Here is a 26,046-nt window from a genome sequence, read left to right on the forward strand (position 1 = left end):
GAGCCCGTTTCCGCCGAAAGTGAAGACCGCGTCAGGGGCGACCGTCTACAGATCGTCGAGAAGCATCGCTAGCGCGCGGTGGATTCTCGAGTATCCTGGTTCGGCTCGGACCGAGGCCGAACTGCAGGCACTGACGCACTCCGGGCGCCAGAAACTCCGACCCGGGCAGCAGGCCCTGGACCTCGGCATGACCTCGGAGCAGGAACCGACCCGTGCCGTGGTCCAGTCCCGGCGATCTCGATCATCGAGGGCGACCGGGCCCCCGAAGAAGGCTCGCTTCATCACCGAGAAATCCGGGACTCGTCGCTTCGACGAGGCCTGCGACGAGCGGGCCAGCGACCGCGTCGAGTGGAACGACTACAGGACCAACATTGACTCCACGAAGATGAGCGCGGCCGAAGTCATCGCCAGCTACCACGGTCTCTGGCGCGTAGAACAATATTTACGCATGTTCATAACTGATCTGCGCACCCAACGGACATCTACCGGCCCCGGAGATTCCGTTGAAGCGCACCTGGCGATCGTTTTCTCCGCTCTCGCTGTCGCGCGGTACCTGAAAGACGCCTCGGGCGTGAGCCAGAAAAGCTCATCAACACGCTCAAGCCCCTGCGAACTGTGATGATCGGTCTCGGGGACCGAGCAGATCAACGCCGAACCATCACTCACAAGCGACGCCAGTAAACTCCTCAACGCGCTGGGGCACTAACGAGGTCCGCCTCAGGTCGACTTCGAATGTCCATTCAACTGGGAAGGGGACACAACACGAGTTTCGAAGGGCGCAGTTCCGTACCCAAGCACGTATCGTTGTTGGCAAGCTAACCATGGTGGCGCATAATTTGGGGTTTGCGCGACAAAGAGTTAGTCAACCTGTAGTCAATACCACAGTTAAGGGCTATACGATGACCCACCAGGAAGTATCGTTTCCCACACGCACGCGCCCGTCGCGTCCGCCCGCGAGTCCAGAGGATCTCTTTGGATCATTACCTAAGATTCCGACCCGCGCGCCGGTCCTATGGGCACACCAAGCTGATCAACTGCGAACCTACTTTAAGGTTCACAAGAACGACACTGACGTGGCGTTGGAACTACCTACAGGTTCAGGCAAGACGCTAGTTGGTCTCCTCATCTCGGAGTGGCGACGCCGAGCACTCTCACACAGAACCCTGTTCGCATGCCCCACGCAGCAATTGGCGGAGCAAGTACATGCATCCGCCGAAGCACAGGGGTTGAACACCGTGCTTCTAATTGGGAGCAACACAGCTTGGGCTGGAGGTGACCTGAATGCCTACACGCGATGCCAAGCGACGGCGATCACCACGTATAGCCATATCTTTAATGAATATTCGAAATTTTCCGACGCGCAATCGATCATTTTCGACGATGCGCACGCGGCAGAAGGCTATGTAGCCGAAGCTTGGGCACTCAGAATCCCGAAAAAGATCGACGCTTACCAGCAGATTTTCGATGCTCTTAGCGATGACCTCGACCCATTGATGATCGAACGTCTCACAAACAAGAACGCGAATGAAGAATTCGAACCTGAGGTGCGCATGCTCCCATTATCGATCATCGCTAAAAATAAGTCCTCTCTGGCTCAGGTACTGTCGCAAGCGATTACCCAGGACGGCAACCTAAAATGGGCCGTTAGGCGTGTAGTTCCACATCTTTCATCTTGCCTTTTCTTCGTCGATAATTCGCAATGGTACATACGCCCGATGATTCCGCCCACATTTGACCATCATCCTTTCGTGGATCCAGTGCAGCGAATATACCTATCGGCGACGATCGGTGGAGGTGGTGAACTCGAGCGTGCTTTCGGACGGCCCAAAATCGAAAAGATCGGCGTTCCGGAGGCCTGGGAGAAGGCAGGAAGCGGCCGTAGATTCTTTGTTTTTCCGAGCCTCGCGGAATCAGCCCAACTTCCTGGTGCCCTGCCCGAAGATCACGAGTCCCTGACCAAACAAATTCTTGATCTCGCCAACAAACGTCTTGTCTTGAGTCAGGACACTGAAACGACCGAGGCGATCGCAACAGCCCTGAATATTCCGGAGGATGAAATCTTCCGTGTAAAAGATCGGCAGTTCAAGAAGTTTGCTGAATCAACGGCTGGTACCCTATTGGCGGCCAACAGGTACGACGGTATGGATCTCGCAGATGACACCTGCCGGATGATGCTAATTCACGGACTTCCAGGCACTAGCCATCTTCAAGATAGGTTCTTCGAGACGAAACTCCGTGCAAGGAGCGTGCTCCAGGAACGAATTCGAACACGCGTTGTTCAGGGGCTCGGACGATGCACGAGAGGCCCGAAAGATTATTCTGTCGTCGTCGTCCAAGATGAGGCGTTGGTACGCTTTCTTTCCAGAGACGAAAATATCGAATCGATGCCTAGGGAACTCCAAGCGGAAATCCGGTTCGGTTTGCATACGAGCGATAGCGTCACGGAGACAATACTCCTGGCCCTGACAAAGAGTGCACTTAATCAGGACGCCAAATGGGCGAAACAGGCGGAGCCGCAGATCATCGAATGGCGTGAAGATTCAGAGGTCAGGCAGTATGCGGAGTCCGGCACCTTGGCAAGTTCCTCACGTAAGGAAGTCATGGCTTGGCGCGAGGCTTGGGCCGAGCAGTGGGAAGCCGCCGGACAACTTGCGATGGAGGTACACGCTGGGCTGAACGGCACGGAGCTTACTCCGTATCGGTCCCTGTGGGCCTATCTTGCTCACTCATGGTTAGCGTTAGCGGCTGCAGAAGGTGCTGAAACCGGGTTAAAAGCTCAGGAATATCTCGACTACGCCCATAATTCCTCATTTGGAACTACGTGGCTGAAGGAGATACAGCGAAACAAGACAACCATTCCGACGCTCGACGCCTGGGACGACGAGGCTGTAGGCGCTGTTCACGCGTTTGCGGCATCCGGTATTCGCTCAACCAAGTTGCAGACTCAGCTCACGCAGATGATCGCTGACCTTGGCCAGACTGCCGCAGACAAATACGAACGTGGCCTTACCGCATTGGGCAAGTTCTTGGGAATGCGAACCTTCAAACCGGAAGGTAGTGCAAGGGCGGATAGTGTTTGGCTACTGCCACAATTGTGGATCACGCTGGAGGCAAAGAGCGAGCAACTATCCGGTGGATCTATCAGTGCAACCTACGTCCGCCAGACAAACACTCAACTCGACATGGTTGCCAATGACGAAGAGCTCGAGAACTACCCAGAAGGAAGCTTCAGCGTGATCATCAGCCCTAAAATGGCTGTGAAGCCAGACGCCGTCCCCGCAGCCAATCGAAACGTCTACTTAGTATCGCCAGATACGATCATGCAAATTGCCAAGGAGACTAAGCAAGTTTGGTCATCTATTCGGTCGCTTGCTACCGACTGTGATGACACGGGCCAAAGGAACGAAATAGCCAAAACTCTCTGGGGTAGTAAATTGCTCCCAGAGCAAGTCAAAGAACGTCTCACCCGAGAGCCGGTCAAATAGGTGCTCATTATGAATAAGGGCGTAGACGTGGTCTGTGTCCTCCGACTTCGAGGACGCTGCGGGCGATGTAGTGGGAGAGGTTTCGGAAGCCTGGCGCGGACCCACGGAGGTGTTCGAAGCAACCGTCGATCGCTTCGGCGCGCGCGTTGCTGGTGCCGGGTCGGTCAAAGTGGGATCGCGATCAGGCTTATTGGTACGACCAATATCCGAGTCCACCATAGGACGCCCTTGCGTCGCTGGAGATCACGCCCCGAGTTGTTCGGTGCGCATAGCTCTTGCCACGAGGTGCCGCAGAGAACGTGGGCTGGTCAGCCCCACGACGATCCCATTGACGACTCGCTCCTCGTGCTTTGGCACGAGTTCCGAAGGCCCGATAGAGTAACCAGCAACCTCTGAGAAGGCCGGCACGAGTTGGTGACCGTAGAACGCGGCCTGATACATGCCATGCGCCACGTACCCGGAGTCGAGGCTCTCGCCCGGGTACTTACATTCGAAGACGAGTGCGCGGTCGCTGGGACGAGCCAGCACGATGTCGGGGCGTATGTTTCTGGCCTGAAAGGGGGCCCGTTCGCTCGTTGTTAGGGCGGCTGCCATGTCGCGGTAATGGTCTTCGACACCGTATGCCTTCCAGCAACGCGCGGCCTCGCACCATAGGTCCCAGGGCTCCTGCCCAGGCATCTGGATCTGGTACACCGGCCCGTCGGTCATGTGGCCGATAGGGCGCAAGCTCGTTAACTGAGCGCCGAGCTCGTGTGCGGCGACCAGCACGCCGCCTAGTACACTCAGTTGGAAGAGTGACTCGGGGAATCCGTCGGGGCGCAGCAACCGTCGGGCGAGGGCTTCAGCGCCGCCTTGGTCAAGCGCGACGAAGACTTCGGCAACGTCCGCGACGGCGTTCCAGGGCCACCCTGCGCCCCGTGCAGCACGAATCGAGTCCCGCGAAGGAACGCCCTCGTCAGATTCGTCCAGCAAGTTCAGTAACGGCAACGTGTGGCTGATGATTCGTTGCACGTCGTTTGAGAGTTCCTCCGTAGCGGTCGCGTGCGACTTCGTCAGGCTCTGCGAAGCCTCGAATGCCCCCTTCAATCGTCCTAGGGTCCAGGCGAGCACACTAAGGGTCACCTGGTCGGTTGAACGGTGCCGCTTGCGAATCGCGAAGTGCTCGGGCGGCCATCCGCGCCGACGTGTCTTCGCCCAGTCGACCCGGGACTGAGGTACTTCCGACCAGAAGCGGTGTCGCTGCGAAATGGTCGGCAAATGATCCATCCATGCTTTAGAAGACTTCGGCCATCTTCGCAGCAATGGGCTGCACTCGAGTAGGAGAATCCGCATCGCTCTCCTTTCGACGTCCCGGGGTGTCCAATCGCGTGCGACCTCCTCAGAGGTGGCGGCGAGAGCGCGGTAGAGATTCCCGGTTCCGGACCACTCCGACAAGACCCGTCGGAGGCCCTCCTCGTCGACGGTCAGCGTCATCGTGGCGGACATGTCAAGCCCGCATCGCGTGCAAGTTCTCCTTCACCCAGAGCCAGTTGGCGGGGGTGAGGGACTCGGATCTCGCGATACTCATTCCGAGCTCATCCAGAAGATCCGGTTCGTACTTGGCTACGAGATTCCCGACCGAAACTAGGTAGGCCTCGGCGAGCAGCTCTTCGATGAACGCGTCCTCGCTGTCGTCGGTGGGTGAGACGTCCGCCAGGGCAGAGCTGTTGTCCCCCTCGACGCTCGGTCGGTCGTAGGACGCCATCTGAAGCCCCTTTTCGACGTAGGCTGGCACGTCGATCAACAGACCGGGACCGATCTGCGCGTCCTCCACAGAAAGGTGCGCGGCGTACAGACGGGTCACGCGGTCCACGAACCATTCGAGTCGGTCCTCGTCCGAGACGTGTCCGGCGATGATGCGCTCGAAGTCCTGCGGTGAGGCAGGCGGAACCGGGACGTGCTTGAAACGCCTGCTGAGGGCCTGTCCCATTCTGAACACCCGCTGCGCGTCCACGGCGTTGTACGTGCCGAGAAGCCGCCATTCGGCTCCCGCTGCATACTCAACGGATGGTGGGGTGTCGAGGAGCCGCACTTGGCACTCTGCTTGGTCGGTCCACTCGAGGTAGACCGGGACGATGGGTTCGCCGGCAGCCCTTCGGCTGCCCACTCGGACTTTCTTGCCCGATAGCCAGGTCAGGACGCCGCCCAGGACGCGGTCCATATCGGCGCGATTGGTTTCGTCGAGCACGAGCCACTGGTTCTTGGCGATAGCCTGCAGGAGGTCTCCCTCCACGCTCCGGATCTCACCGTCTTCTACCGTCTCGCCGAGCACGAGCTTCTCGAAGGTCCACTCCTCCTCAGGTGTGACCCACGCGGCATCAATGCCTTCAGTGGTGAAGCCGTATCGGGCTGGATCGCGGTCGATACGGTCTACGATCTGCTCGAGAATCTCGGTCTTTCCTGTCCCGGGTGGTCCGACTAGGAGCACCGCTCTCGAGGCGGCGATGGCCACCTCAACCATCCGCTCGATTCTCGCGGATAGCTGTAGCTCAACCAAGCGCGCGACCTGACGCCGCGCCGATGCAGCTTCCCGGCGTCGGTACCGTTCGAAAGCCTCGTCTCCGTCGAGCGCGGCGGTGCGCAGCGCCTCGAAGGCCTCAGTATCGGCAAATGGGTTGCTCACGCGTAGGGCTCCTTGCGTCCGAGCTCAAGGGCGATGCTCCGCAGGATGTCCAGATGCTCAGCGCCTTCTTCTAGGAAAGTGTTGACGGTCATCCCCTTAATAGCGAAGAACGTCGCGAGCTCTTTTTTGACGGTGGTGTTGCGGACCATTCTAAGCTTCGCGCCGCGGCCCTCGTCGTAGGTCGAAATGTTGAGGTCGCCGATGCTGAGGACGGGCTCTGCCAAGAGGCCTCGCTCCTCCCAGTCTTCGGCGCTAGCGGATGGCCATGCTTCGAGAGCTGACTTGGACGAGCCAGTGAGCACCTCGAGAGCGCGTGCCCTGATCAGCTGGGACGCACGACCCATCTGATTGTGGTTCTGCGTGCCCTGGTAGTGACTGCCGAGCCCGCACGCTACTACGCCGAGCGAAGGGAAACCGATGACGCGGACGCGCCAGCCCTTGTTGCTCCGGGCGCGGTCCATCAGAGACAGGAGGTGCATCTGGAAGCTCACGTACTGCACAGGACCCACTGCCTGCGCGTATTCTTCCGGCGTGACGCCGTTCGACTGCAGCCAGTCACGGAAGTCTCGTTGGCACTCGACGTTATATAGATTGCTGTGCGCGCCTTGTCCGTACGGGTTGACGCTGGTGCCGGAACCCCAGAGATCGGGCGTGAAATGCTCGCTGAGCCTTGGCAGGGCCTCGATCCATGCGGTTTCCGCATCGGTTTCAGAGCGGGCCGAGAGGAATGCGCCGACTGCCGTGAGGTTCCACCCCTGCGCCTCCTCCTCGAGGGCAGCGTCGTCAGTCACTCAACATCTCCTTGAGGGCGCGTCCGATCGCTTCGGCGAACAGCGGCGGAACAGCATTGCCGACCTGTGAGCACCGCGCGACGTCGAACTTTCGGCGAGGGCCGTTAATCGTATAGCGGCCCTTGAACTGGAAGTCGTCTGGAAACGACTGCAGTCGTGCCATTTCGCGCACTGTGATATTTCTCGGCTCCGCGTAATGGATGAATTCGTCGGGGTGTGTCGTGATGGTCGAGACAGGAGCGTCGGGGTCGATCAGGACTTTCTTGTCCTTCTTGGTGCCCATGGAGAGAAGAAAATCCTTCGACAGCCGACCTTTGGGCTGGGTCCCGTGCGCGCGCTCGTATAATTCGAGGATTCGCTCGCCGTGCTTGGTGTATCGGTGAGAGTCCGGCAGTCCTCCGGTCGGGATGCCGCGTCGCAGTGCCTTGGCGAACTCGCTCTTGGCGTCCACATAGGCCGAGGTCTCAAATTTCGGCGAGTCGGGGCTAGGAATGCGCTCCTGGCCGCTGTGGAGGTCCCCGAGGGCCTCTGCTGCGGTCACAGGCCGATCCGTCGGAAGTTTGTTGGCGATGAGGTGCTGGTCCTGAATCTTCTCCAGGTGGCGGAAGAAATCGGACGGTTCGACCCCGAGGTCGTCGCGCACGCCGATGATGACAGCGCGCCGACGGGTCTGGGGTACCCCAAAATGGCTCGCGTTGGCGATGCCGAATGCGGCCGTGTAGCCAAGCGATTCGAAGGCGACGACGACATCTTCTGCGACCGAGCTTGTCGCGCCCTCCCGGGGCCTGGAGCGAAAAGGCCGCGTAATCCCTTCAACGTTCTCGATAAGCGCGATCTTGGGCCGCACTGCGTCAACGACCTCGAGCAGTCGGTGGACAAGGTGATTGCGTTCGTCCGCCCCGTCGCGCGCGCCGCCTACCGAGAATCCCTGGCAAGGCGGACCACCTGCGACCAATGTCACGCTACCGCGAAGGGCGCGCAAGTGCTCGACGATCTGGGGGTCTCCGACGAACGTGTCGATGTCGTGCGGCGTCTTGTCGACCCATTCGGGCCAGTCCACGTACGCCCGGTAGGGGGCATCGTCGTCCACGAGGTTGCTACGGAGGGTGTCGAATGCCATCGGATCACGCTCAATGGCGAAGATTCCTGTCCACCCAGCGCGGTGGAGGCCAAGGGACAGCCCGCCGCACCCCGCGAAGAGGTCAATGCTGGTCAGGCCGTCGGACATGCGCGTCACTCCTTCAGATTCGATCCAGCTGTCAGGCCGGACGTTCGTACATATCATAATTTGGCCCCCGTGGGATCTTGGGGACGACACTCGATCGGGCAGTGTCCGGTGGAGGTGGCGCGTATCGCGCGAGACACGTTCACCATACAACGACCGACATACGGCGGGACGCCCCTGCCGAGTTCATCCAGACCGACTTTCGTCCTCTTCAGACCGGGTGCGCCCCGTGGGTCGGACGCGAATCTCACGGCCGTCACCACTTAGTGCAAACTGAACCTCGCTACCCACGTCGAGCTTCAGCGCGCGTAGAAGTTCGATAGGGATGCACACCTGTCGTACCTTTGTCAGCGTACGTGGTCCGTACCAAATTTCCTGCTCGGTAGCCATCTAACAAAACTAGCAGATCTCTTCAACTTACAATATTTATTACAGCTAATAACAGTCATCGTGAGAAGGATAAATGGTGCGCGCCATTCCCGTGGCCTCTCGACGTGGTTGTGCTCGCCCTGCCGAGACGGGAAGCGCGACACGGCAATTCAGGCTTCGTTGTCTAGCCGACTCGTCAACGACGCTTCATCGTCAACTTGTGAGGTAATCGTATTCTGCCGGCGGCGAGCATCGCGGTTCGATGATTGTCGCGCCCCGGTTTGGTCCGAGGGTCTGGTGCAATCAGCGATCCACGAGTGGAGTCGGCATCTCGACCGACTTTGGGTGCCGAGCGCACACCGGCATGACGAGCTCTGGCAGCGGGACGCCGAGGGCATGCGCGATGCCGTGAATAGTACTGATTTTGGCCGCGTCCCTGCCCTCCTCGAATTCGATGATCGATTTCCGGTGGATGCCAGCTGTTTCCGCCAAGCGATCGATGGACATACCCCGTTCGCGGCGGAGGCGCGCGACCTCCACGCCGAGCGCGCGCAGGTCGGGTACAGGAGCCGGCATAGCTCCACACTCATGGAGTCGCTTTCATCGTCCTGGCACTGACCGGCTCTGTCAGCGCCGACGGCATCTACTACACCCAGGACGTCAACAGGACCGCCGACCTTGGCCAACTCGTGATCGAAAGCAACACTCTCACGCGCCACTAGTAAGAGTGCGAAGGCGTCCACGAGGAGGCCGACGTCACCAGCACCGGCGAGTTCACAGAGGACGCTTCGAAGATCGTCTGGACCGTCGCGGGCAGCGATCGCCGCAACGAGCGGACGGCACCGAGTCCGTCACCAAGAGCGACACGTCGATCGCGATCGGCGACAAGGTCTACGTGAGCGACGACTCCGACACCAGCACGACCCTGCTCGACGCGTTCGAGGCCAGCTGCGACGACACGTCCTCCTCTAAGCAGGCTCAGTCGGAGCCGATCGAGGACGGCACCTAGTACCCGGTCCACCAGGAGTGCGGGGTCATGGTCGAGCTGACCGTCGCCGGCTCGAACGTTGGCTTCCGTGAGGCCTCATGCGAGAACTCCGATCGAATGATGAGAGAGACGACGATGTCCGGAATGATGTCCGGGAACGAGCTTATGTGGGACGACAAGTCGCTCGCCCCGGCGCAGTTGACCACGAAGGCCGGTGGACTCTACGTGCAAGCCGGGTACTTCGAACCCGAGGACTACGCGCCTGCGACCGATGACAGGGCTGCCGATGGCCTCCATGCGTTCATAGAGGCCTGCGGCGCACCATTCCCACGTTCGTGACACTCCTGTTTTGGGCGCCCAACCGCAAGGAGTACTGGCATGGACCACCTCCCCCCAGCGACGTCTTCGCCAAACGCATCCGGGCGGAACGACTGCAAGCAGGATTCGAGCGCGAAGCGCTCTCGCTGCGAATCGCGGTACTCCTCGGCGGGCCGATCGACCCCACGCTCGTCCGTCGGTTCGAGGAGCAGACCCGGGCACCTCGCCTCGACGAAGCCGTCGCCGCGGCGACGGCACTCGATGTCTCGCTTCTGACGCTGATCAATGGTGACGGAGGTCGAGCCGCCCCTGAAGCCTATGGATCCGAGCCGGCATCGTGAACAGGACGGATCACGACGAACCCTCCTTCGTGCCAGCTGCGCTCCTGATGCGCGAGCCTGGGCGGGTGCGGCCCCGCACGCAGGCGTTGAAGGCGTTCGAGGAGACCGTCGCGGCCCTGAACGCCGATACAAGCCGGAGTTCTGGTTCTTATTTGTCCCGAACGCGGTGGACGTGTACTGCTGGATGGTGCAGCTTGCGTGCGGATGTGTCCGAGAACTCTTCACGCTCGGGAAGTACGTTTTCCCTGATGCCTATCCGTGGACTTGCCCGACCGCCGAAGACGTCCCCCCCCCCCCCCCCCCCCCCCCCCCCCCCCCCCTGGGCGAGTTCTGGTGCTCGAACGACCACGGCGACGTCGAGACGGTCTACCGCGACATCGTCGATTGGATGGACCGACGCGTCAGTCATTTCGAGGCTGATCCCGAGGATTGCCCCGACGACACGACCCCAGAGGTCTGGGCCGCGCTAGGGCAACCCGAGCCGCATTCCTCGGACTTCTGGCGCGTACGTCTGGCCTGCGGTCATGTGTGCGACAACGTCCTGACCGACGTGGATTGGAGTCCCGAGGTCGTGCCAGAACTGGTCTCCGAGGAACGGGCCTCGGTGTTGCGGCGCGAATTCGAGGCTCTCTGGTCCGTTCTGGGCGACGAAGCATGGCCAGTAGGGGGCCGAAACTCGATCACATGCGGAGAATGTTGGACTCGCGCTATCCCCGACCGGAGCCCGTGCAAAGTGCCATACATGCCACTTTGCGCGGCGCATCACCGGCTACCAACGCGTGGGTTGGCTGGTTCCGAGAGGCAGCGCGAGAGTTGCGTCGAAGAAGCGAGCGGAAACGGAGCGAACCAAGCCGAAGACCCGGCTCGCGAAAATCGAGGCAGAGGCGCACCGGCTGAGGGAGCGGCTCGGTCTGACAAAGGACGGATAGGCCGCAGCGCCGATCCCTGCCCATACGGGCGAGCTTGAAGCCGCGGCCGGGGCTCACGTAACCTGAACGTGTAACGCCCCGGCGACCATTCGAGCCCTTCGGTTCGGACTCCCGGGGCTGTAGTTTTGCCCCGGCCAGTTAGCGCTTGTCTTCGAACGGGTCGACCATTGAATGCACCCCGTGCTCTGGGCAGACGAACGCGATACGCACTCCCAACCCATCGAGAGCCGTGGGCTCTGGGTCGCAGTCGCCGCCGCACTCGGCGCAGGTCCGGTATCCCTCGTCTATCGGGACGCGGATTTCCAGCCCGTCAGGTCCTTCGAAGCGTTCGTAGTTCATGCGCACGATCATACGATCAAGTGAGGCTGCTCTTGCTTCAACACTGCGACCTGTGGAAAAGGTTGCTCTGCCCAGGGATGCGGGCGTGGGTTTGTGCTGTGAGGTTCGAGAGTCTGCGAGAGCACCCGAATCATAGAAGCAACACGACAGGTCCTCTTCGCTAGGTGAGACGCGGGCCTGTTCTCTTTGTGGGTCCGGAGCCGGTACCAGCAGGATGCGACTCAGCTACGCACATTGCGCCTGGTGGTCGATTGTACTGTCCCGGTCCAGCGGATGATCGGCGCCCGTCGCAAATTCTGTATATCCCTAAATGTCGGTGGCCGCCTGCATACTTTGATAAGTCCAGTGATCGTCACCCATTGTCACTCTTCCGGTCGGCGGGGGCGGAAGGTCCGCAGCAGGACGCAGTTCCTGACACGCGCTTGTTCCCTACGTTTCGACGATGTCCTCCGGGTCCACGATACTCGGCGTCGCCCACGCATTGATCCTATCCATGCTCGGGAACCGCGTCACCGCCGCCGTACATCCGCCAGGTAGGTCCCGCTGAGCACCCCTGAGAGCCCGCGCCGCGTCGACGTTGCCATCACGGACACGAACGCGACGAACAGCAGCAGGCCGGTGGCTCCGTTGGCCAGACCGGCGAAGTCGCTCTCCCAGAGTTCGCCGATCATCGTGAGCACGGCGTACGGCCCGCCTACGATGCTCGCCCGCACCAGCCGCCGGCCGACCCCGGCGACGGGGAAAGCGGAAGGCGGGGCACCGTCGTCGTGCCGGGATCCTGTGCCCGGCTCGCGGGCGGTGACGCCCAGCCAGACCACGCGCTGGCCCAGGGATCCGCCCGTGCCGGCCAGCGCCGGGAGGTAGAACACCAGCAGCGCCGGGAGCACGTAACCGGTGAGCGCGACGACCCACGACGACTCGGGCACCTCCGTCCAGATGAGGAACACCCCGTAGAGCACCGAGAGCACGCCGCCGAAGACGCCGAAGAGGACCAGATCGATCACCATGCCGAACCAGCGGCGCCACACCGTGAGCGGACGCGGGGTGAGGCGGCGGGATTCGTACTGCCGGCGCTCGGGCATGAACCACAGCAGCAGCGGGGCGATGAGCGCGCCGAGGAGGGCGCCGGCGGTGTTGGCGATGAGGTCGTCGACGTCGCCGACCCGGTAGGCGCAGTCGTAGATGCCGTAGACGCCCGTGACCTGGGTGAGCTCGATGAAGCCGGTCGCGAGCATGCCCGTGAAGACGGCGCCGGCGACGCCCCACCCGAGGAAGCGGCGGGCGATCACGCCCCACGGGATGAACAGGATCACGTTGAAGACAACCTGAAGGACCACGAACGACTTCAGCCGCTCGAGCAGAGACATGCCGGCGGTCCCGCGGGAGATATCGTCCAGGAACTGGAACGGGGTCAGCTGGGCCTGGGCGAGCATGCCGCGCAGGCCCGTAGTGCCGGGCGGGCAGATGAGATCGGAGGCGACCGGCAGCGGCAGGAGCGTGTAGGCGATCAGCGCCGCTCCGTAGATCGCGACGGCGGCCGCGCCCAGGAAGCGCAGCCACGTGAAGCCGCCGTACCTGCGGTACTGGTAGATCACCACCGGGATCAGGACCGCCGCGAAGGCGAGACATCCGAAGAGGATCCCGATGTAGGCCGGCCAGACCCACGCCTCGACTGAATTACCCAAGCCACTCCCCTTCGTCCGCCGGATGAACCCCCGGCGCCTGTCTCTTCTCGGCTCCACTTTACGGAAGGTCCAGCCGCCGTTATCTAACAGTTGAGCTTTTCAGCACCGTTTCCTCTCCCCCGCGGCACCAGCTGAGCGGTTTCTGGGAGAGCCTCCGGAACACTGGCCAAGGGCCCCGCTGGAAGTTAGCGTGGAAATCGTCAGCGCTAGTCAACGCTTCCATGGCGGGCTCCGATATGGCAGCTCAGAACGACGCCGGCGAACTGAACGCGAAGTGGTCGGCAGGCCTGCGAAGCGGGAGAGGAGCAGGAGCAATGGGAATCGACGGAATGACCGGTCAGGACAAGTTCGGGCGCGGCGAGAACGCGACCGACCAGGCCCGGCAAGAAGCAGCCGAAATGAAGCAGAAGCTCGCCCAGGAGCAGGCCGCGGAGGAACGACGCGCGACCGACTCGGCCGGACAGCCGCCGGGCGAATCCGGCGACGACTCGAATGAGAACGACGGCGGCCCCAAGAAGCCGCAGGACTTCCGCGGACACTGACCCTACGCGGGCCAAGCCCACGAGGAGGCCTCCAGACCGCGGCCTGGTTCGAGACGCTCCGTTCCGGGACTCGGCTACGCCGAGACCTGGGCCGGCGCTGCCCGGCCGGCCCGCCAGACGAGCCACGAGACGGCCCACGCCAGAACGAACAAACCGGCCGTGACCAGGCCGAAGCTCTCCATCTCCAGCGAGCCCAGCCACGCGATGGCGCCGCCATCGAGGCCTAGTACCTCGGAAGCCAGACCGGAGAGCACCACAGCCCCGACCCAGAACGCCACGAGCACCGATAGCGTGGTGATCCCGACGCTGTACGCCGCCTTGCGGTGCGGCTCGCGCGCCGCCCACCGGTAGGCGCCGCCCATCAGCGCCCCGTTCACCGAATCGCACAGCACCATGCCCGCCGTGAAGAGCAGCGGGAGCGCGATCATCGCCTGCCAGGGCAGTGCGACGGCGGCGCCGCCCGAGATCACGAACAGCCCGATCGTCGCCGCCGTGTCGAGACCGAGCCCGAACAGCAGCCCGAGCGGGTACAGCTTGACGGGTGAGTCCACGCGGGCCGCCAGCGGCGCGACGAGCCGCGCCAGGAGACCGCGCCGCTGCAGGTGCTCCTCGTACTCCCCCGGCGTCCCCTCGCCGTCGCGCCAGCGCCGCAGCGCGCGCATCAGGTCGACAAGCACCTGCAGATTGATCAGGCCGATCACGACCAGGAAGGTGCCGGCGACGGCCGGGCCCCAGATGCCGGAGACCGACTTCAGCGCCGACCCGTCGTCGGAGAGCTGCCCGGCCAGCAGGTGGAAGCCGAGCCCCAGCCCGGCCACCGCCGCGACCACCACGGTCGAGTGGCCGAGCGCGAACCAGAAGCCCGTACTCGCGTGCGGGCGGCCCCGGTGGATGAGTGCGCGCGTCGTGTTGTCGATGGCCGCGATGTGGTCCGCGTCGAACGCGTGCCGGGCGCCGAGCATGAAGGCGGTCACCGCGATCCCGACGCCGAAGACCCGCTGATCGGAGACCAGGTAGTCGTGCGGCAGGACGAACCCGAAGAAGAGCCCCCACGCGATGATGTTCAAGAGGACGACAGCGGCCGCCATCCTGATCGTTCCGGCCCGCCGGGCGGCGGGCGTCTCCACGGCGCTCACCGGACGGGAGGGTCGGCCGGGAGCACGTGTACACCGGTCTTGTCCGTGGCGAGCGCGAGGGAGGAGATGTACTGCTTCTCCCCGTCCGGGCCCGGCACAGCTGAGGCCAGCATGTCTGGGCGCTCGAACTCGAGGCCCGTGACGCAGCACGTGAGGCGGTCGTCGACCGGGTTGCCGTGCTGGTCGTACATCGGCAGCTCGATGCCGTCGTCGCCCCGGCGCAAGTAGTACCTGCCGCGGGTGGCGATCGCGAGGGCCGGGGTCAGGACCAGGGCCAGGCCCACGGCGAACAGCGGGCTGAACGGCTGGACCGCGGTCCCGAAGACCCCGAAGAAGATCGCGATCGACACCACGGCCGAGGTGATCATCGAGACGAAGCCCACCGGGTTCACCGCGTAAAGCATGCCGCGCCGGAACTCCGGGGCCTTGGGCGAGAGCTTGAGCAGGTACTTGTTGATCGCGATGTCGGCCGCGACCGTCACGACCCAGGCCATGGCGCAGTTCGCGTAGAAGCCGAGCACCGTGTTGAGGAAGTCAAACATGTTCGCCTCCATCAGGATCAGCGCGATCGCGAGATTCACGACGACGAACACCATGCGCCCCGGGTAGCGCCCGGTGACGCGGGTGAAGGAGTTGGTCCAGGCCAGCGAGCCGGAGTACGCGTTGGTGACGTTGATCTTGATCTGCGAGATGACCACCAGGATCACGGCGAGCGCCATCGCGAGCCAGCCCGGCATCATCTCCCGGTAGACGCCGAGGAACTGGTTGACCGGCTCAGCGGCGTTCACGTCCGCGCCCGGGGTCATGGTGGCGATCAGGTAGACCGCGATGAACAGGCCCGTGATCTGCTTGATCGCGCCGAACACGACCCAGCCCGGCCCACCCATGATCACGGCGGTCCACCACTTGCGGGAGTTCTCCGGGGTCTTCGGCGGCATGAAGCGCAGGTAGTCGATCTGCTCGGCGATCTGCGCCATGAGCGAGAGGCACACGCCCGCAGCGAGCATGGCCGAGGCGAAGCTGACACCCCCGGTGCCGGACTCGCCGGTGTAGGCGAAGAACGTCGCCACGGAGTCCGGGTTCTGCGCCACGAGGTAGACCATCGGGATGACCATGAGCACGAGCCACAGCGGCGTGGTCCACACCTGCAGCTTGGCCAGGGTCTTCATCCCGTAGATGACCAGCGGGATCACGATCAGCGTGGAGACCGCGTACCCGATCCACTTGGGGATGCCGAGCCCGACCTCGAGCCCCTGGGCCATGATCGCGCCCTCGAGCGCGAAGAAGATGAACGTGAAGGTCGCGAAGATGATGTTGGTGACGATCGACCCGTAGTAGCCGAAGCCGGAGCCGCGCGTGATGAGGTCCAGGTCGAGGTTGTAGCGGGCCGCGTAGTAGGCCAGCGGCAGGCCCGTGGTGAAGATGATCACCGCGGCGATGAGGATTCCGACGACGGCGCTGGCTGTCCCGTACGCCATGCCGATCGTCGCGCCGATCGAGAAGTCGGCGAGGTAGGCGATGCCGCCGAGCGCGCTCGTGGCCACCACGGCCGGGGTCCACTTGCGGTAGGAGCGCGGCGCGAAGCGCAGCGTGTAGTCCTCCAGCGACTCCTTGGCCGCCGCCATCGTCTCGCTCGTGCCGGGGGCCTGCGGTGCGGTCGCTGTCAGGCCGCCGCTCTTATCGTGTTCGTCCGTCGTCAAACTCATGGCGACGAATCTACGGATCCCGTGTGTCCGATCCGGTCACTCGGATGTGTCCGGCGCGTGAAATCGAGGCCCCACCTGTGACGATCACGTTTCGGTCGGCCGTCGCGGGCGCCACGGGCACGACGGCGGCCTCAGTACTTGCGCAGGTCCCAGCCCACCGCCTGGGTCCCCGTGCGCGCCTGCCTGGCCGCCGTGCCGAGGCGGTGCACCAACTCGGTGAGGACGTCCGTGCCGTCGGCGAGGGCCCGGACCACAAGCACCGCGGCGGCGTCCGCTGCACCGGCCGTGAGGCTGGAGCCGGCGAGCACGCGCGGGGTTCCGGCCGCCAGAGTGGTAGCCGCCGCGCCGCCGGGGGCGTCGTCGTGCGCGTATTCGGCGCAGATCGCGCGGACCTGAGCCAGGAGCTCCTCCCCCGCCCCGGCCCCGGCGATGACGACGGATGCGTAATGGGTGCGGCCCTCGAGCCAGCCGAGGCCGGTCAGGTGCGCATCGGCCGGGCGCAGCAGCAGGTTGTCGAGCAGCACCAGGCGGCCGCCCGAGCGGACCGTGGTGCGCAGGCGGACGTCGCGGTAGCGGAAGCACGTGCCGTCGGCCGCCCAGCCGGGCGTGACGATCTCCGCGCCGAAGAAGTGCGACGTCGCGTCCGCGAGGTCGACCTCGGTGTCCTGCACGAACGAGGCGTCCTGGTAGGCGATCGCCGGGTCCGGAACGGACTCGAGCACCGCGCCCGGCGCGAGCGTGAAGCGCTGCTCCTGGCAGGCCGGGCCCTGCGGCGTCCGGTAGACCTTGGTCGCCGACTGGGTGGTGAGCAGAACGGACGAGCCGGGGCCGCCGTCGTACTCGATCTCGTAGCGGTCCGCCCCGAGGAATCCGCCGCCGGGATTGACCACGGTGAGGACGGCCTGCCCGGAGCCGGCGGCGTAGTGCGGGCGCAGGATGCGCAGGGCGCCGGCGTGGTACTGACGGCCGATCTCCGTGCGTTCCGAGCCCGGGACCCGGTGGGCGGCGACGCGCAGCTCACCCGTGAGGCGCTCGGGCGCCTCCCGCTGCAGGCCCACGCTCAGGCCAGGTCGAGCATGAGCACGTCGCGGCGGATCCACTCCAGGACGCCGTCGAGGCCTTCGTCCGTCTTGAGGTTGGTGAAGCAGAAGGGCTTCTGCCCGCGGAAGACCTTTGAATCGGCCTCCATGACGCCCAGGTCGGCGCCCACGTACGGGGCCAGATCCGTCTTGTTCACGACGAACAGGTCGGACTTGATCATGCCCTGGCCCGCCTTGCGCGGGATCTTCTCCCCCTGCGCGACGTCGATGACGTAGATCGAGAAGTCCGCCAGCTCCGGGCTGAACGTCGCCGAGAGGTTGTCGCCGCCGGACTCGACGAAGATGACCTCGAGGTCCGGGTGTTTGGCCTTGAGCTCCTCGATGGCCTGCTCGTTCATCGACGTGTCCTCGCGGATGGCCGTGTGCGGGCAGCCGCCGGTCTCGATGCCGACGATCCGGTCCAGCGGCAGCACGGAGGAGGCCGCGAGGATCTTCGCGTCCTCGATCGTGTAGATGTCGTTGGTGATGGCGGCCATGGAGACCTCGTGGCTCATGGCGCGGGTGATGCGCTCGACGAGCTGGGTCTTGCCGGCGCCGACGGGGCCGCCGATGCCGATGACGACGGGGTCGCTCATGTGGGTCCTCTCGGTGGGTCGCTCGCGGTGCGCCTGCCCGGCAGGCGCGCCGTACCGTCAGCAACGATAGCCGAGCCGACGCCCAGATCAGGGTGACGTGACGAGGCCGAACGTGTACCTGACACGATTTAGGCGTACGATGGGAACATGACGCAGCACACAGGAGGAACGATGACCGACGACCGCCCGGCCGAACGCACCGCCGCCGGAACCCCGCGGCCGCGGGCCCACTTCACCGCGTGCGACACGTGGTTCAACGACCCCAACGGCCTGCTGTTCCACGACGGCGTCTACCACCTCTTCTTCCAGAACAACCCGCACGGCAGCACGTGGGGGAACATGTCCTGGGGGCACGCGACGTCCACCGACCTCGTGGAGTGGGCCGAGCAGCCCGTCGCGATCCCCTGCACCGAGGACGAGCTGGTCTTCTCCGGCAGCGCGGTCGTGGACCACCACAACACGGCCGGCTTCGCGGGCGACGGCGAGACGGCTCTCGTCGCGATCTACACGAGCGTCGCGACCGACGGCCCGGCGCTGCAGACCCAGTCGCTGGCCTACAGCCTCGACGCCGGCGCCACGTGGACCCGCTACGCGGCCAACCCCGTCCTGGACATCGGCTCGGCCGAGTTCCGGGACCCCAAGGTCTTCTGGCATGGCGGCGAGGACGGGCACTGGGTCATGCTCGTCGTCGAGGCGACCGAACACCTCGTCGCGGTCTACACCTCACCCGATCTGAAGGACTGGACGCGCGCCTCGGACTTCGGACCGGCCCATGCCGTCGGCGGCGTCTGGGAGTGCCCGGACCTCTTCCCGCTGCGCGTCGAGGGGACCGACGAGACCCGGTGGGTGCTCATCGTGAGCCTGAACCCGGGCGGGATCGCCGGCGGCTCCGGCACCCAGTACTTCGTCGGCGACTTCGACGGCGAGCGCTTCACGGCCGAGCGGCTCACGGATTCGACCGACCCGGCGGACTATGACTGGCTCGACTTCGGGCGCGACTACTACGCCGCCGTCTCCTTCTCCAACGTCCCCGACGGCCGCCGCCTCATGATCGGCTGGGCGAGCAACTGGGACTACGCCAACGAGACACCCACCGCGCCCTGGCGTTCGGCGATGTCCCTCGTGCGCGAGATCGGCCTGACGCGCACCCGCGGCGACCGCCACGTGCTCCGGCAGCTCCCGGTTCTGCCCGACGACGCCGTGCGGCTCACGCTCGGCGGCGCGGCCGACGCCGTCGCACAGCACGACGACGGCACCGCCGTGCTGGTCTTCGACGCCTCGGCGCCGCTGTCCGCGGGGTCGGTGACGACCTTCGTCCTCGACGCCGCCGACGGGCCCGCCGGCGAGGACCTGCGCATCGTCGTCGACGCCGACGCCGGCACCTTCTCCTGCGACCGCACGCGCTCCGCCGCTGAGGTCTTCCACGCGGACTTCGCCTCGGTGGACACCGCGCCGATCCCGGACGCGTCGAAAGCCGCCGGGAGTCTCGAGCTGCGCATCGTCGTGGACGCGTGCGTCGTCGAGGTCTACGCGGCCGGCGGCGTCGCGACGTTCACCGAGCTCGTCTTCCCGTACGCGCCGTACACCAGGCTGCGCCGGCTGGCCTGAGCCCGGTGGGGACCGGCCGTCAGCTCATGAACATGCGGGCGCGCAGGTGCTCGTGCCGCATCTGCGCGATCTCGAGGCCGGGGGCCGTCGTCGCGAAGTCGACCTCGTCGAGGAGCATGACCCGCTCGGCGGCCCGGGCGGCCGGCGCGCGCAGCGCCGTGATGACCCTTTGCCCGGCCGACTGCCCGAGCGGCACGGCGCGCACCGCGTTCTGCACGAGCGAGACGATCGAGCCCATCAGGAACGTGTGCACGAGCGCCGGCGTCGCCACGCCCGCCGCCGCGCCCAGCAGCCCGTAGACCGCCGGGTAGTGCGCGGGCCAGCGCCCGCCCGGCGGTTCCGGCACGACGCCGGCGGCGCCGAGCAGCTCGGGCGCGAGCTTGGCCAGCTGGGCGCCCATGCGACGGCTCGCCAAGCGCACCTGCGCGGGCGCGGTCGCCGCCTCGAGCAGCGCGTCGACGTCGTGCGCGTCCTTCTCCTCGTCAGCGACCCAGCGCACGGCGAGGCCCTCCGTGCACGTCAGCTGCGTGTCCAAGTAGGCCAGCAGCCACTCGTGCAGGGCGTCGGGCCCGGCGATGCGCTCGTCGGCGAGGTAGGACTCCATGCCGAAGGAGTGGCTGAACGCCCCGGTCGGTAGCGCGGAGTCGCCGAGCTGGAGCAGGAAGCCGAGCGCCGCGTCGGCGGTCGCGGGCACCCTGGCGGGCCCCGCCGTCGTGCTAGTGGGTGTGCTCGGCATGGCGGAACGGGACCGGCATGACGCGCTCCTGGCGGGCGAACGCGACGCCGTGGTCCTCCAGGAAGGTGACGACGGTGTGGTCGTACTGGACCACCATGACCTCGGCCGCGTACTCGCTCTCCGCACCGAAGAACTGCGCCTGCAGGTGCCGGTTGCCCAGCGAGTGCGCCACGAAGAGCGCCTCCGCAACCGAGCGCGGCGCGATCACGAGCACGTCGGTGGGCAGGACGGACACGACGACGACGTTGCCCTCCTCGCGGATCAGCACGTCACCGTCGCGCAGGTCGGAGCTGCCTCCGGCCAGGCGCAGCCCGAAGCTGCGCCCGTGGTCGGTCTCGAGGCGCTGGACGCGCTTGGTCAGCTCCGCGCTCGAGAGCGTGACCTTCTCGTGGTGGAGGCCGGCCAGTGCCTCGCGTTCGGCGGGGTCGGCGTCGTGCAGGTTGCAGACGACTTCGGTGACGATCATCGTGGGTTCGCTCGTTTCGCGGGTGGTGACGGGTCAGAAGAGGAAGTAGCGCTGGGCCAGGGGGACGACGTCGACCGGATCGCACGTCATGTGCTCGCCGTCGACCTCGACCCGGTAGGTCTGCGGGTCCACGGTGATCTCCGGGGTCGCGTCGTTGAGCTTCAGGTCGGCCTTGCGCACGTCACGGCAGCCCGAGACGGCGCGGATCCGGCGCTTGAGACCGAGCTCTTCCGGCACGCCGGCGTCGACCGCCGCGCGCGAGAGGAACGTGATGCAGGCGTCGGACAGCGCGGAACCGTAGGCGGCGAAGGCCGGGCGCATCGTCTGCGGCTGCGGGGTCGGGATGGACGCGTTCGGGTCCCCCATGACGGAGGAGATGATCTGCCCGCCCTTGATGATCAGGTCCGGCTTCACGCCGAAGAACGCCGGATCCCACAGCACCAGGTCGGCGAACTTGCCGGGCTCGATCGAGCCGACCGTGTCCGCGATGCCCTGGGCCAGGGCCGGGTTGATCGTGTACTTCGCGACGTAGCGGCGGATGCGGAAGTTATCGTTCGCGTCCTCTTCCGGCCCGTCGGGCCCGATCGGTCCGCGGCGGCGCTTCATCGCGTCCGCGAGCTGCCACGTGCGCGAGACGACTTCTCCGACCCGGCCCATGGCCTGGGAGTCGGAGGACATGATCGAGAAGACGCCGAGGTCGTGCAGCACGTCCTCCGCCGCGATGGTCTCCGGGCGGATGCGCGAGTCCGCGAACGCGACGTCCTCCGGGATGTCCGGGCTCAGGTGGTGGCACACCATGAGCATGTCCAGGTGCTCCTCGGCGGTGTTCCGGGTGTACGGGATCGTCGGGTTCGTCGACGAGGGCAGGACGTTCTGGAGTCCGGCCATCGCGATGATGTCCGGGGCGTGCCCGCCGCCGGCCCCCTCGGTGTGGAATGTGTGGATGACCCGGTCACCGATCGCGGCGATCGTGTCCTCGACGAACCCGCACTCGTTGAGCGTGTCCGTGTGGATCGCGACCTGCACGTCGTACTCGTCAGCGACCCGCAGCGACGTGTCGATCGCCGCGTGCGTCGCACCCCAGTCCTCGTGGATCTTCAGCCCGATCGCGCCGGCGCGAATCTGCTCGGCGAGCGGCTCGAGCGCCGACGCGTGCCCCTTGCCGAGCAGTCCGATGTTCACCGGCAGCGACTCGGCCGCCTGCAGCATGCGCGCGATGTGCCACGGCCCCGGGGTCACGGTCGTGGCCTTCGAACCCTCGGCCGGGCCCGTGCCGCCGCCGATCATCGTGGTCACCCCACTCGTGAGCGCCGTCGGCACCTGGTCCGGAGAGATGAAGTGGATGTGGGAGTCGATGCCGCCGGCGGTGAGGATCTTGCGCTCTCCGGCGATGATCTCGGTCGAGACGCCGATCGTGATGTCGACGCCGTCCTGCAGGTCGGGGTTGCCGGCCTTGCCGATGGCGGCGATGTGCCCGTCGCGCAGGGCGACGTCGGCCTTGTAGCCCCCCGTGTAGTCGACGATGACCACGTTGGTGATGACGGTGTCCGGCACCCCCTCGTCCCGGGTGAGCCGCCCGTTGTGCCCCATGCCGTCGCGGATCGTCTTGCCGCCGCCGAACACGACCTCCTCGCCGTACACGGTCAGGTCGCGCTCGACCTCGAGGAAGAGTTCGGTGTCGGCGAGGCGCACCTTGTCGCCCGTCGTGGGCCCGTAGAGCTCGGCGTACTGCCGGCGGGAGACCTGGTTGCTCACGCGTGTTCTCCTTCGATGGCCCCGTCGGTCAGATTCCGCAGCCCGTACACGGCCCGGCGGCCGCCGATCGCGACGAGCTGCACCGCGCGCCGGTCGCCGGGCTCGAACCGGGCGGCCGTGCCGGAGGGGATGTCGAGCCGAAAGCCCCGGGCGGCGGCGCGATCGAAGTCGAGCGCCGCGTTGGCCTCGAAGAAGTGGAAGTGCGAGCCGACTTGGACGGGCCGGTCGCCCGTGTTGGTGACCTGCACGACGACGGTCGCGGCCCCAGCGTTCAGCGTCACCTCGCCGTCGGCGACGATCGTCTCCCCCGGGATCACAGCCGGCCCCCATCCGCGGAGCGGATCGGGTCGTGCACGGTGACCAGCTTGGTCCCGTCGGGGAAGGTCGCCTCGACCTGGACGTCGTGGATCATCTCGGGCACCCCCTCCATGACGTCGTCGCGGGTGAGGATCGTGGAGCCGTAGGACATCAGCTCGGCCACGGTCCGGCCGTCGCGCGCGCCTTCGACCAGCTCGTAGGTGATGATCGCGACCGCCTCGGGGTAGTTCAGTTTCAGTCCCCGCTGCTGCCGCCGTCGCGCCAGGTCGGCGGCGACGACGATCATGAGCTTCTCCTGCTCGCGGTCCGTGAGTCTCATAGTTCGACAAAGTAGCAGGAGATTGTTTCACCCGCGTAGCGTGCCGGCTCCCATGTCACACCGTGGTCTTGTCGTGGATCACGACCTCGTGCAGCTCGATCGTCCCGTCGGGCAGCTTCCAATAGTGCACCCGCCGCGCCGACGGCGCGTTGACCTCCACCGAGGCGCGGAAGCACCGGGCCCCGTCCGCCCGCTCGATCTGCGGATCGTCGCCGCCGTCCCCCGTGCGCAGGGCGTGCACCTGCCGGCTCGGGATCTTGTGGGCGCGGCCCGTGAGGATGTCCACGAGGGCCTTGAGCGTCTTGCCCTGCGCCTCGGGCTGCAGCGCCATGAACGAATCCACGAACTTCTCGCCGACGTCGTAATGATCCGGCAGCGGGAAGTGCGGCTTCTCCGCCGCGTCCACCCGGCTCACCCACTCGACGTACACCTCGAAGCGCAGCGCGTCCTCCACGGTCGCGAAGTCGTCCACGGGCAGCCCGCGCCGCCCCGACGGCTGCGACTTCGCACCCTTGGCCCGGCGGCGGATGTCGCGCACCTGCTGCTTGTGCCGGTCGACCTCTTCGCGCAGCTTGACGATCTCCGCGCGCTGCTCGCGCAACTGCTCCCGCAGTCCGGCGTCCGATCCGCCAGACTGCCCGAGCAGCCCGCGCTGCGCCCCCGCCAGCAGCGCCTTGAGCGGCGCGACCTCCCGCAGCAGCTCGCCCACCGCGCCGGAGAGCTCGCCGAGCCGCTCGGCGTCCAGGCCTGCCAGCTGCACGACGCCGGACGGCGCTTCTGCGGTTCCCGCACCCGCCGCGATCGACTCCGCGGGCGCGGCCGGCGTCTGGAGTTCGCCGGCGGCGTCCGCACCGTCCTCGTGCTCCCCCCGCGCCTCGGGGGCCGACTCGGCGCCCGCGTGCGCGCCGTCGTCGTGCTTGGGCGCCAGGTTGCGCCCGTAGACCAGCCAGGGCGGGCCGCCCGTGATGAGCGCGGGCGCCTCGCGGACGGGTTCGTCCTCGTCGACATCGTGCAGGACGAGGCGCTGCTTGCCCTTCTTGGAGACGAGGCGGGCCGGGACCACTTCGCCGACCGTGAGGAAGTCGGCCAGGCTGTCTTGCGGGTTGCTCGTGACGTCGGTGCGGCTGACGCGGATGCTGTCGCCGGGCAGCGGCTCGAGGTAGGCGTAGTCCTCGCGCACCTTCTTCACGAGGGCGAGTACGACGTCGCCGTAGGAGTAGACGTCCATGATCTGCTGCTTGATCAGGGACGAGCGCAGGTTCAGGCCCGCGGATGTGAGCGTGCCGGAGACCTGCATCTGCTCGGGCACGTACCAGTCGAGGCGGACCCCGGGGACCAGCGAGTCGTGGCGCAGGCTTGTCACCGCGCCGCTCTCGAGGAGCACGAAGGCGTCCTCGCCGGAGTCGTGCACGCCGACGACGGTGCCCGCGACCGCCGCCTCGGCCGCGGCCGCCGCGGCGCGCTGGTGCTCGCTGCGCAGCTTGGGCATGCCGTGCACCAGGTTGATGAGGTCCTGGGTGCGCTGGGCGACGAGGTCCGCGCGCTCGGCGAGGATCGGGACCGACGGATAGCGGTGGGAGTGGCCCAGCAGATCGCCCGGGTAGACGCGGCCCGCGTTGCCGTAGACGGTGTCGCCCGGCGGCAGCGCCTCCTCGAGCTCGTACGTGGTGCGGCCGTTGTCGACGATCACGACGTCGGCCGAGCCGGAGACCTGGCGGGCGACTTCGTCGGTGTCGAGATAGAGGTGGGGACGGTACTTGTCGCGGGAGATGACCACGAGGTGACGGGGGCGTTTGAGCTTGATCCGCTCCGCGAGTTCGGTACCGGTTCCGGACCACTGCTCCACCGTCATGCCGAGCCACCCCTTCCGCGTCGATCTGTTTCCTACCGTGGGAAAAGTATCGCGCACCAACCTGAACACGGCATCGGTGCCGCGCCCGCGCCGCAGGACAGAACGCACCGCTCAGGGGCAGGACTCACGGGGCCGGCAGGGTCCGGTCAGGGGGCGGGGTCAGGCGGCGCCGTCGAGCAGTCCATCGATCTGGGCGATCGAGTCCCTGAGGCCCTCCTCGAGCCCCATCTCGGCGAGCTCGTTGAACTGATCGAGGGATTCGAAAGCGGTCACGAAGCGCATACGCGTGCCCGGTCGCCCGGCCCGCAGTTCGGTCGCGTCGATCGCGACGGTGTTGCGGGTGCTGCCGAGTTCGCCGGAGGGCTCGCCGTCCTCGCCGGAGAATCCGTCCTCGAAGACGAGGGCGTGCGGCGGACCGGCCTCGAGGATGCGCCACCAGCCGGCGGCCCTCTCACCCTTGGGCCCGGTCATGAAGTAGCGGACCTCGCTGCCGGCGGTGATGCCGTGCCGGGTGAACGTCGCGGGCCACGTCGGCGGCCCCCACCAGCGCTCAAGCTGCTCGCGGTCGGCCCAGAGCTGCCAGATCCGCTCCGGAGGCGCCGGGAACTCGGCGGTCACCGTGTACGTCAGCGCTTCCAGGTCCGTGACGACGCTGATGACCGGCATGATTCCACCTTCCTGTCAGCGGCCGCGCACACGGCTGCCGCGTGTCTTCGAGCGTACGACTCGGCAAGGCCGCGGTAAAGGGCCCGGCCGCCTGCACACCCGTATTCACACGGGATGCACAGCCGGCCGGGCCCT

The 26,046-nt window shown here is 65.7% G+C and carries 24 protein-coding genes and 1 pseudogene; 6 read left to right on the forward strand and 19 right to left on the reverse strand.

The window, feature by feature from the left end; genetic code table 11:
- Window positions 1–187: 187 nt before the first annotated feature.
- Window positions 188–619: a transposase gene (locus EV380_RS09015; protein ID WP_130450823.1), complete on the forward strand. Its 432-nt coding sequence runs from the start codon at window positions 188–190 to the stop codon at window positions 617–619.
- Between the two features lie 280 nt (window positions 620–899).
- Window positions 900–3,485 (forward strand): DEAD/DEAH box helicase, encoded by a 2,586-nt coding sequence (locus EV380_RS09020; protein WP_165391921.1) that lies wholly within the window; start codon window positions 900–902, stop codon window positions 3,483–3,485.
- A gap of 7 nt (window positions 3,486–3,492) precedes the next feature.
- On the opposite strand, the pseudogene EV380_RS09025 reads toward EV380_RS09020, so the two are convergent.
- The 6 genes and pseudogenes from EV380_RS09025 to EV380_RS09050 form a co-directional block, all read right to left on the reverse strand.
- Window positions 3,493–3,660 (reverse strand): annotated as a pseudogene (locus EV380_RS09025) (ISL3 family transposase); the annotation flags it as partial.
- 68 nt (window positions 3,661–3,728) lie between these two features.
- A complete protein-coding gene (locus EV380_RS09030; protein ID WP_130450827.1) occupies window positions 3,729–4,817 on the reverse strand; it encodes a hypothetical protein in 1,089 nt (362 codons plus the stop codon).
- Window positions 4,818–4,971: 154 nt separating this feature from the next.
- A complete protein-coding gene (locus EV380_RS09035) occupies window positions 4,972–6,147 on the reverse strand; it encodes an AAA family ATPase (RefSeq protein ID WP_130450829.1) in 1,176 nt (391 codons plus the stop codon).
- The gene (locus tag EV380_RS09040; protein WP_130450831.1) at window positions 6,144–6,938 is read right to left on the reverse strand and encodes a hypothetical protein; all 795 of its coding nucleotides are present in this window, start codon (window positions 6,936–6,938) and stop codon (window positions 6,144–6,146) included. Before EV380_RS09040 ends, EV380_RS09035 begins: the two co-directional genes overlap by 4 nt.
- Window positions 6,931–8,166: a DNA cytosine methyltransferase gene (locus tag EV380_RS09045; RefSeq protein ID WP_130450833.1), complete on the reverse strand. Its 1,236-nt coding sequence runs from the start codon at window positions 8,164–8,166 to the stop codon at window positions 6,931–6,933. The genes EV380_RS09040 and EV380_RS09045 overlap by 8 nt, the downstream gene beginning before the upstream one ends.
- Before the next feature lie 669 nt (window positions 8,167–8,835).
- Entirely contained in the window at window positions 8,836–9,108 is a 273-nt protein-coding gene (locus tag EV380_RS09050; RefSeq protein ID WP_130450835.1) for a helix-turn-helix domain-containing protein, read from the reverse strand.
- Between the two features lie 460 nt (window positions 9,109–9,568).
- Here EV380_RS09050 and EV380_RS09055 point away from each other — a divergent pair, with 460 nt between their 5' ends.
- Window positions 9,569–9,859, forward strand: coding sequence for a hypothetical protein (locus EV380_RS09055; protein WP_130450837.1), 291 nt, complete (start codon window positions 9,569–9,571; stop codon window positions 9,857–9,859).
- Window positions 9,856–10,179, forward strand: a complete 324-nt coding sequence (locus EV380_RS09060; RefSeq protein WP_130450839.1) for a helix-turn-helix domain-containing protein — start codon at window positions 9,856–9,858, stop codon at window positions 10,177–10,179. Before EV380_RS09055 ends, EV380_RS09060 begins: the two co-directional genes overlap by 4 nt.
- 1,067 nt (window positions 10,180–11,246) lie before the next feature.
- Here EV380_RS09060 and EV380_RS09065 read toward each other — a convergent pair.
- Together EV380_RS09065 and EV380_RS09070 are read right to left on the reverse strand one after the other, a co-directional pair.
- Complete coding sequence (locus EV380_RS09065) at window positions 11,247–11,447, reverse strand: hypothetical protein (protein ID WP_130450841.1); 201 nt, start codon at window positions 11,445–11,447, stop codon at window positions 11,247–11,249.
- A 509-nt stretch (window positions 11,448–11,956) separates the two neighbouring features.
- Entirely contained in the window at window positions 11,957–13,132 is a 1,176-nt protein-coding gene (locus EV380_RS09070) for a VanZ family protein (RefSeq protein WP_130450843.1), read from the reverse strand.
- A gap of 314 nt (window positions 13,133–13,446) precedes the next feature.
- On the opposite strand from EV380_RS09070, the gene EV380_RS09075 reads away from it, so the two are divergent.
- Complete coding sequence (locus EV380_RS09075) at window positions 13,447–13,674, forward strand: hypothetical protein (RefSeq protein WP_130450845.1); 228 nt, start codon at window positions 13,447–13,449, stop codon at window positions 13,672–13,674.
- A gap of 74 nt (window positions 13,675–13,748) precedes the next feature.
- On the opposite strand, the gene EV380_RS09080 is transcribed toward EV380_RS09075, so the two are convergent.
- The 4 genes from EV380_RS09080 to ureG form a co-directional block, all read right to left on the reverse strand.
- Complete coding sequence (locus tag EV380_RS09080; protein ID WP_207219377.1) at window positions 13,749–14,801, reverse strand: HoxN/HupN/NixA family nickel/cobalt transporter; 1,053 nt, start codon at window positions 14,799–14,801, stop codon at window positions 13,749–13,751.
- 5 nt (window positions 14,802–14,806) lie between these two features.
- Window positions 14,807–16,516, reverse strand: a complete 1,710-nt coding sequence (locus EV380_RS09085; protein WP_130450847.1) for a purine-cytosine permease family protein — start codon at window positions 16,514–16,516, stop codon at window positions 14,807–14,809.
- 131 nt (window positions 16,517–16,647) lie between these two features.
- Window positions 16,648–17,574, reverse strand: a complete 927-nt coding sequence (locus EV380_RS09090) for an urease accessory protein UreD (RefSeq protein ID WP_165391922.1) — start codon at window positions 17,572–17,574, stop codon at window positions 16,648–16,650.
- Between the two features lie 2 nt (window positions 17,575–17,576).
- Window positions 17,577–18,191, reverse strand: coding sequence for an urease accessory protein UreG (ureG, locus tag EV380_RS09095; protein WP_130450849.1), 615 nt, complete (start codon window positions 18,189–18,191; stop codon window positions 17,577–17,579).
- 147 nt (window positions 18,192–18,338) lie between these two features.
- Between ureG and EV380_RS09100 the strand changes: the two genes are divergently transcribed.
- Entirely contained in the window at window positions 18,339–19,799 is a 1,461-nt protein-coding gene (locus EV380_RS09100) for a glycoside hydrolase family 32 protein (RefSeq protein WP_242607561.1), read from the forward strand.
- Between the two features lie 19 nt (window positions 19,800–19,818).
- On the opposite strand, the gene EV380_RS09105 is transcribed toward EV380_RS09100, so the two are convergent.
- From EV380_RS09105 to EV380_RS09135, 7 genes are all read right to left on the reverse strand, one after another.
- Complete coding sequence (locus EV380_RS09105) at window positions 19,819–20,535, reverse strand: urease accessory protein UreF (RefSeq protein WP_130450851.1); 717 nt, start codon at window positions 20,533–20,535, stop codon at window positions 19,819–19,821.
- Window positions 20,516–21,001, reverse strand: a complete 486-nt coding sequence (ureE, locus tag EV380_RS09110; RefSeq protein ID WP_130450853.1) for an urease accessory protein UreE — start codon at window positions 20,999–21,001, stop codon at window positions 20,516–20,518. The genes EV380_RS09105 and ureE overlap by 20 nt, the downstream gene beginning before the upstream one ends.
- Window positions 21,002–21,034: 33 nt before the next feature.
- Entirely contained in the window at window positions 21,035–22,756 is a 1,722-nt protein-coding gene (ureC, locus tag EV380_RS09115; RefSeq protein ID WP_130450855.1) for an urease subunit alpha, read from the reverse strand.
- Window positions 22,753–23,073 (reverse strand): urease subunit beta, encoded by a 321-nt coding sequence (locus EV380_RS09120; protein WP_102158047.1) that lies wholly within the window; start codon window positions 23,071–23,073, stop codon window positions 22,753–22,755. Before EV380_RS09120 ends, ureC begins: the two co-directional genes overlap by 4 nt.
- The gene (locus EV380_RS09125) at window positions 23,070–23,393 is read right to left on the reverse strand and encodes an urease subunit gamma (protein WP_102158046.1); all 324 of its coding nucleotides are present in this window, start codon (window positions 23,391–23,393) and stop codon (window positions 23,070–23,072) included. Before EV380_RS09125 ends, EV380_RS09120 begins: the two co-directional genes overlap by 4 nt.
- A 55-nt stretch (window positions 23,394–23,448) precedes the next feature.
- Complete coding sequence (locus tag EV380_RS09130) at window positions 23,449–25,245, reverse strand: S1 domain-containing protein (RefSeq protein WP_130450857.1); 1,797 nt, start codon at window positions 25,243–25,245, stop codon at window positions 23,449–23,451.
- Window positions 25,246–25,404: 159 nt separating this feature from the next.
- The gene (locus tag EV380_RS09135) at window positions 25,405–25,911 is read right to left on the reverse strand and encodes an SRPBCC family protein (protein ID WP_130450859.1); all 507 of its coding nucleotides are present in this window, start codon (window positions 25,909–25,911) and stop codon (window positions 25,405–25,407) included.
- Between the last annotated feature and the right edge of the window lie 135 nt (window positions 25,912–26,046).

The organism is Zhihengliuella halotolerans (genome assembly GCF_004217565.1).
Taxonomy (GTDB): domain Bacteria; phylum Actinomycetota; class Actinomycetes; order Actinomycetales; family Micrococcaceae; genus Zhihengliuella; species Zhihengliuella halotolerans.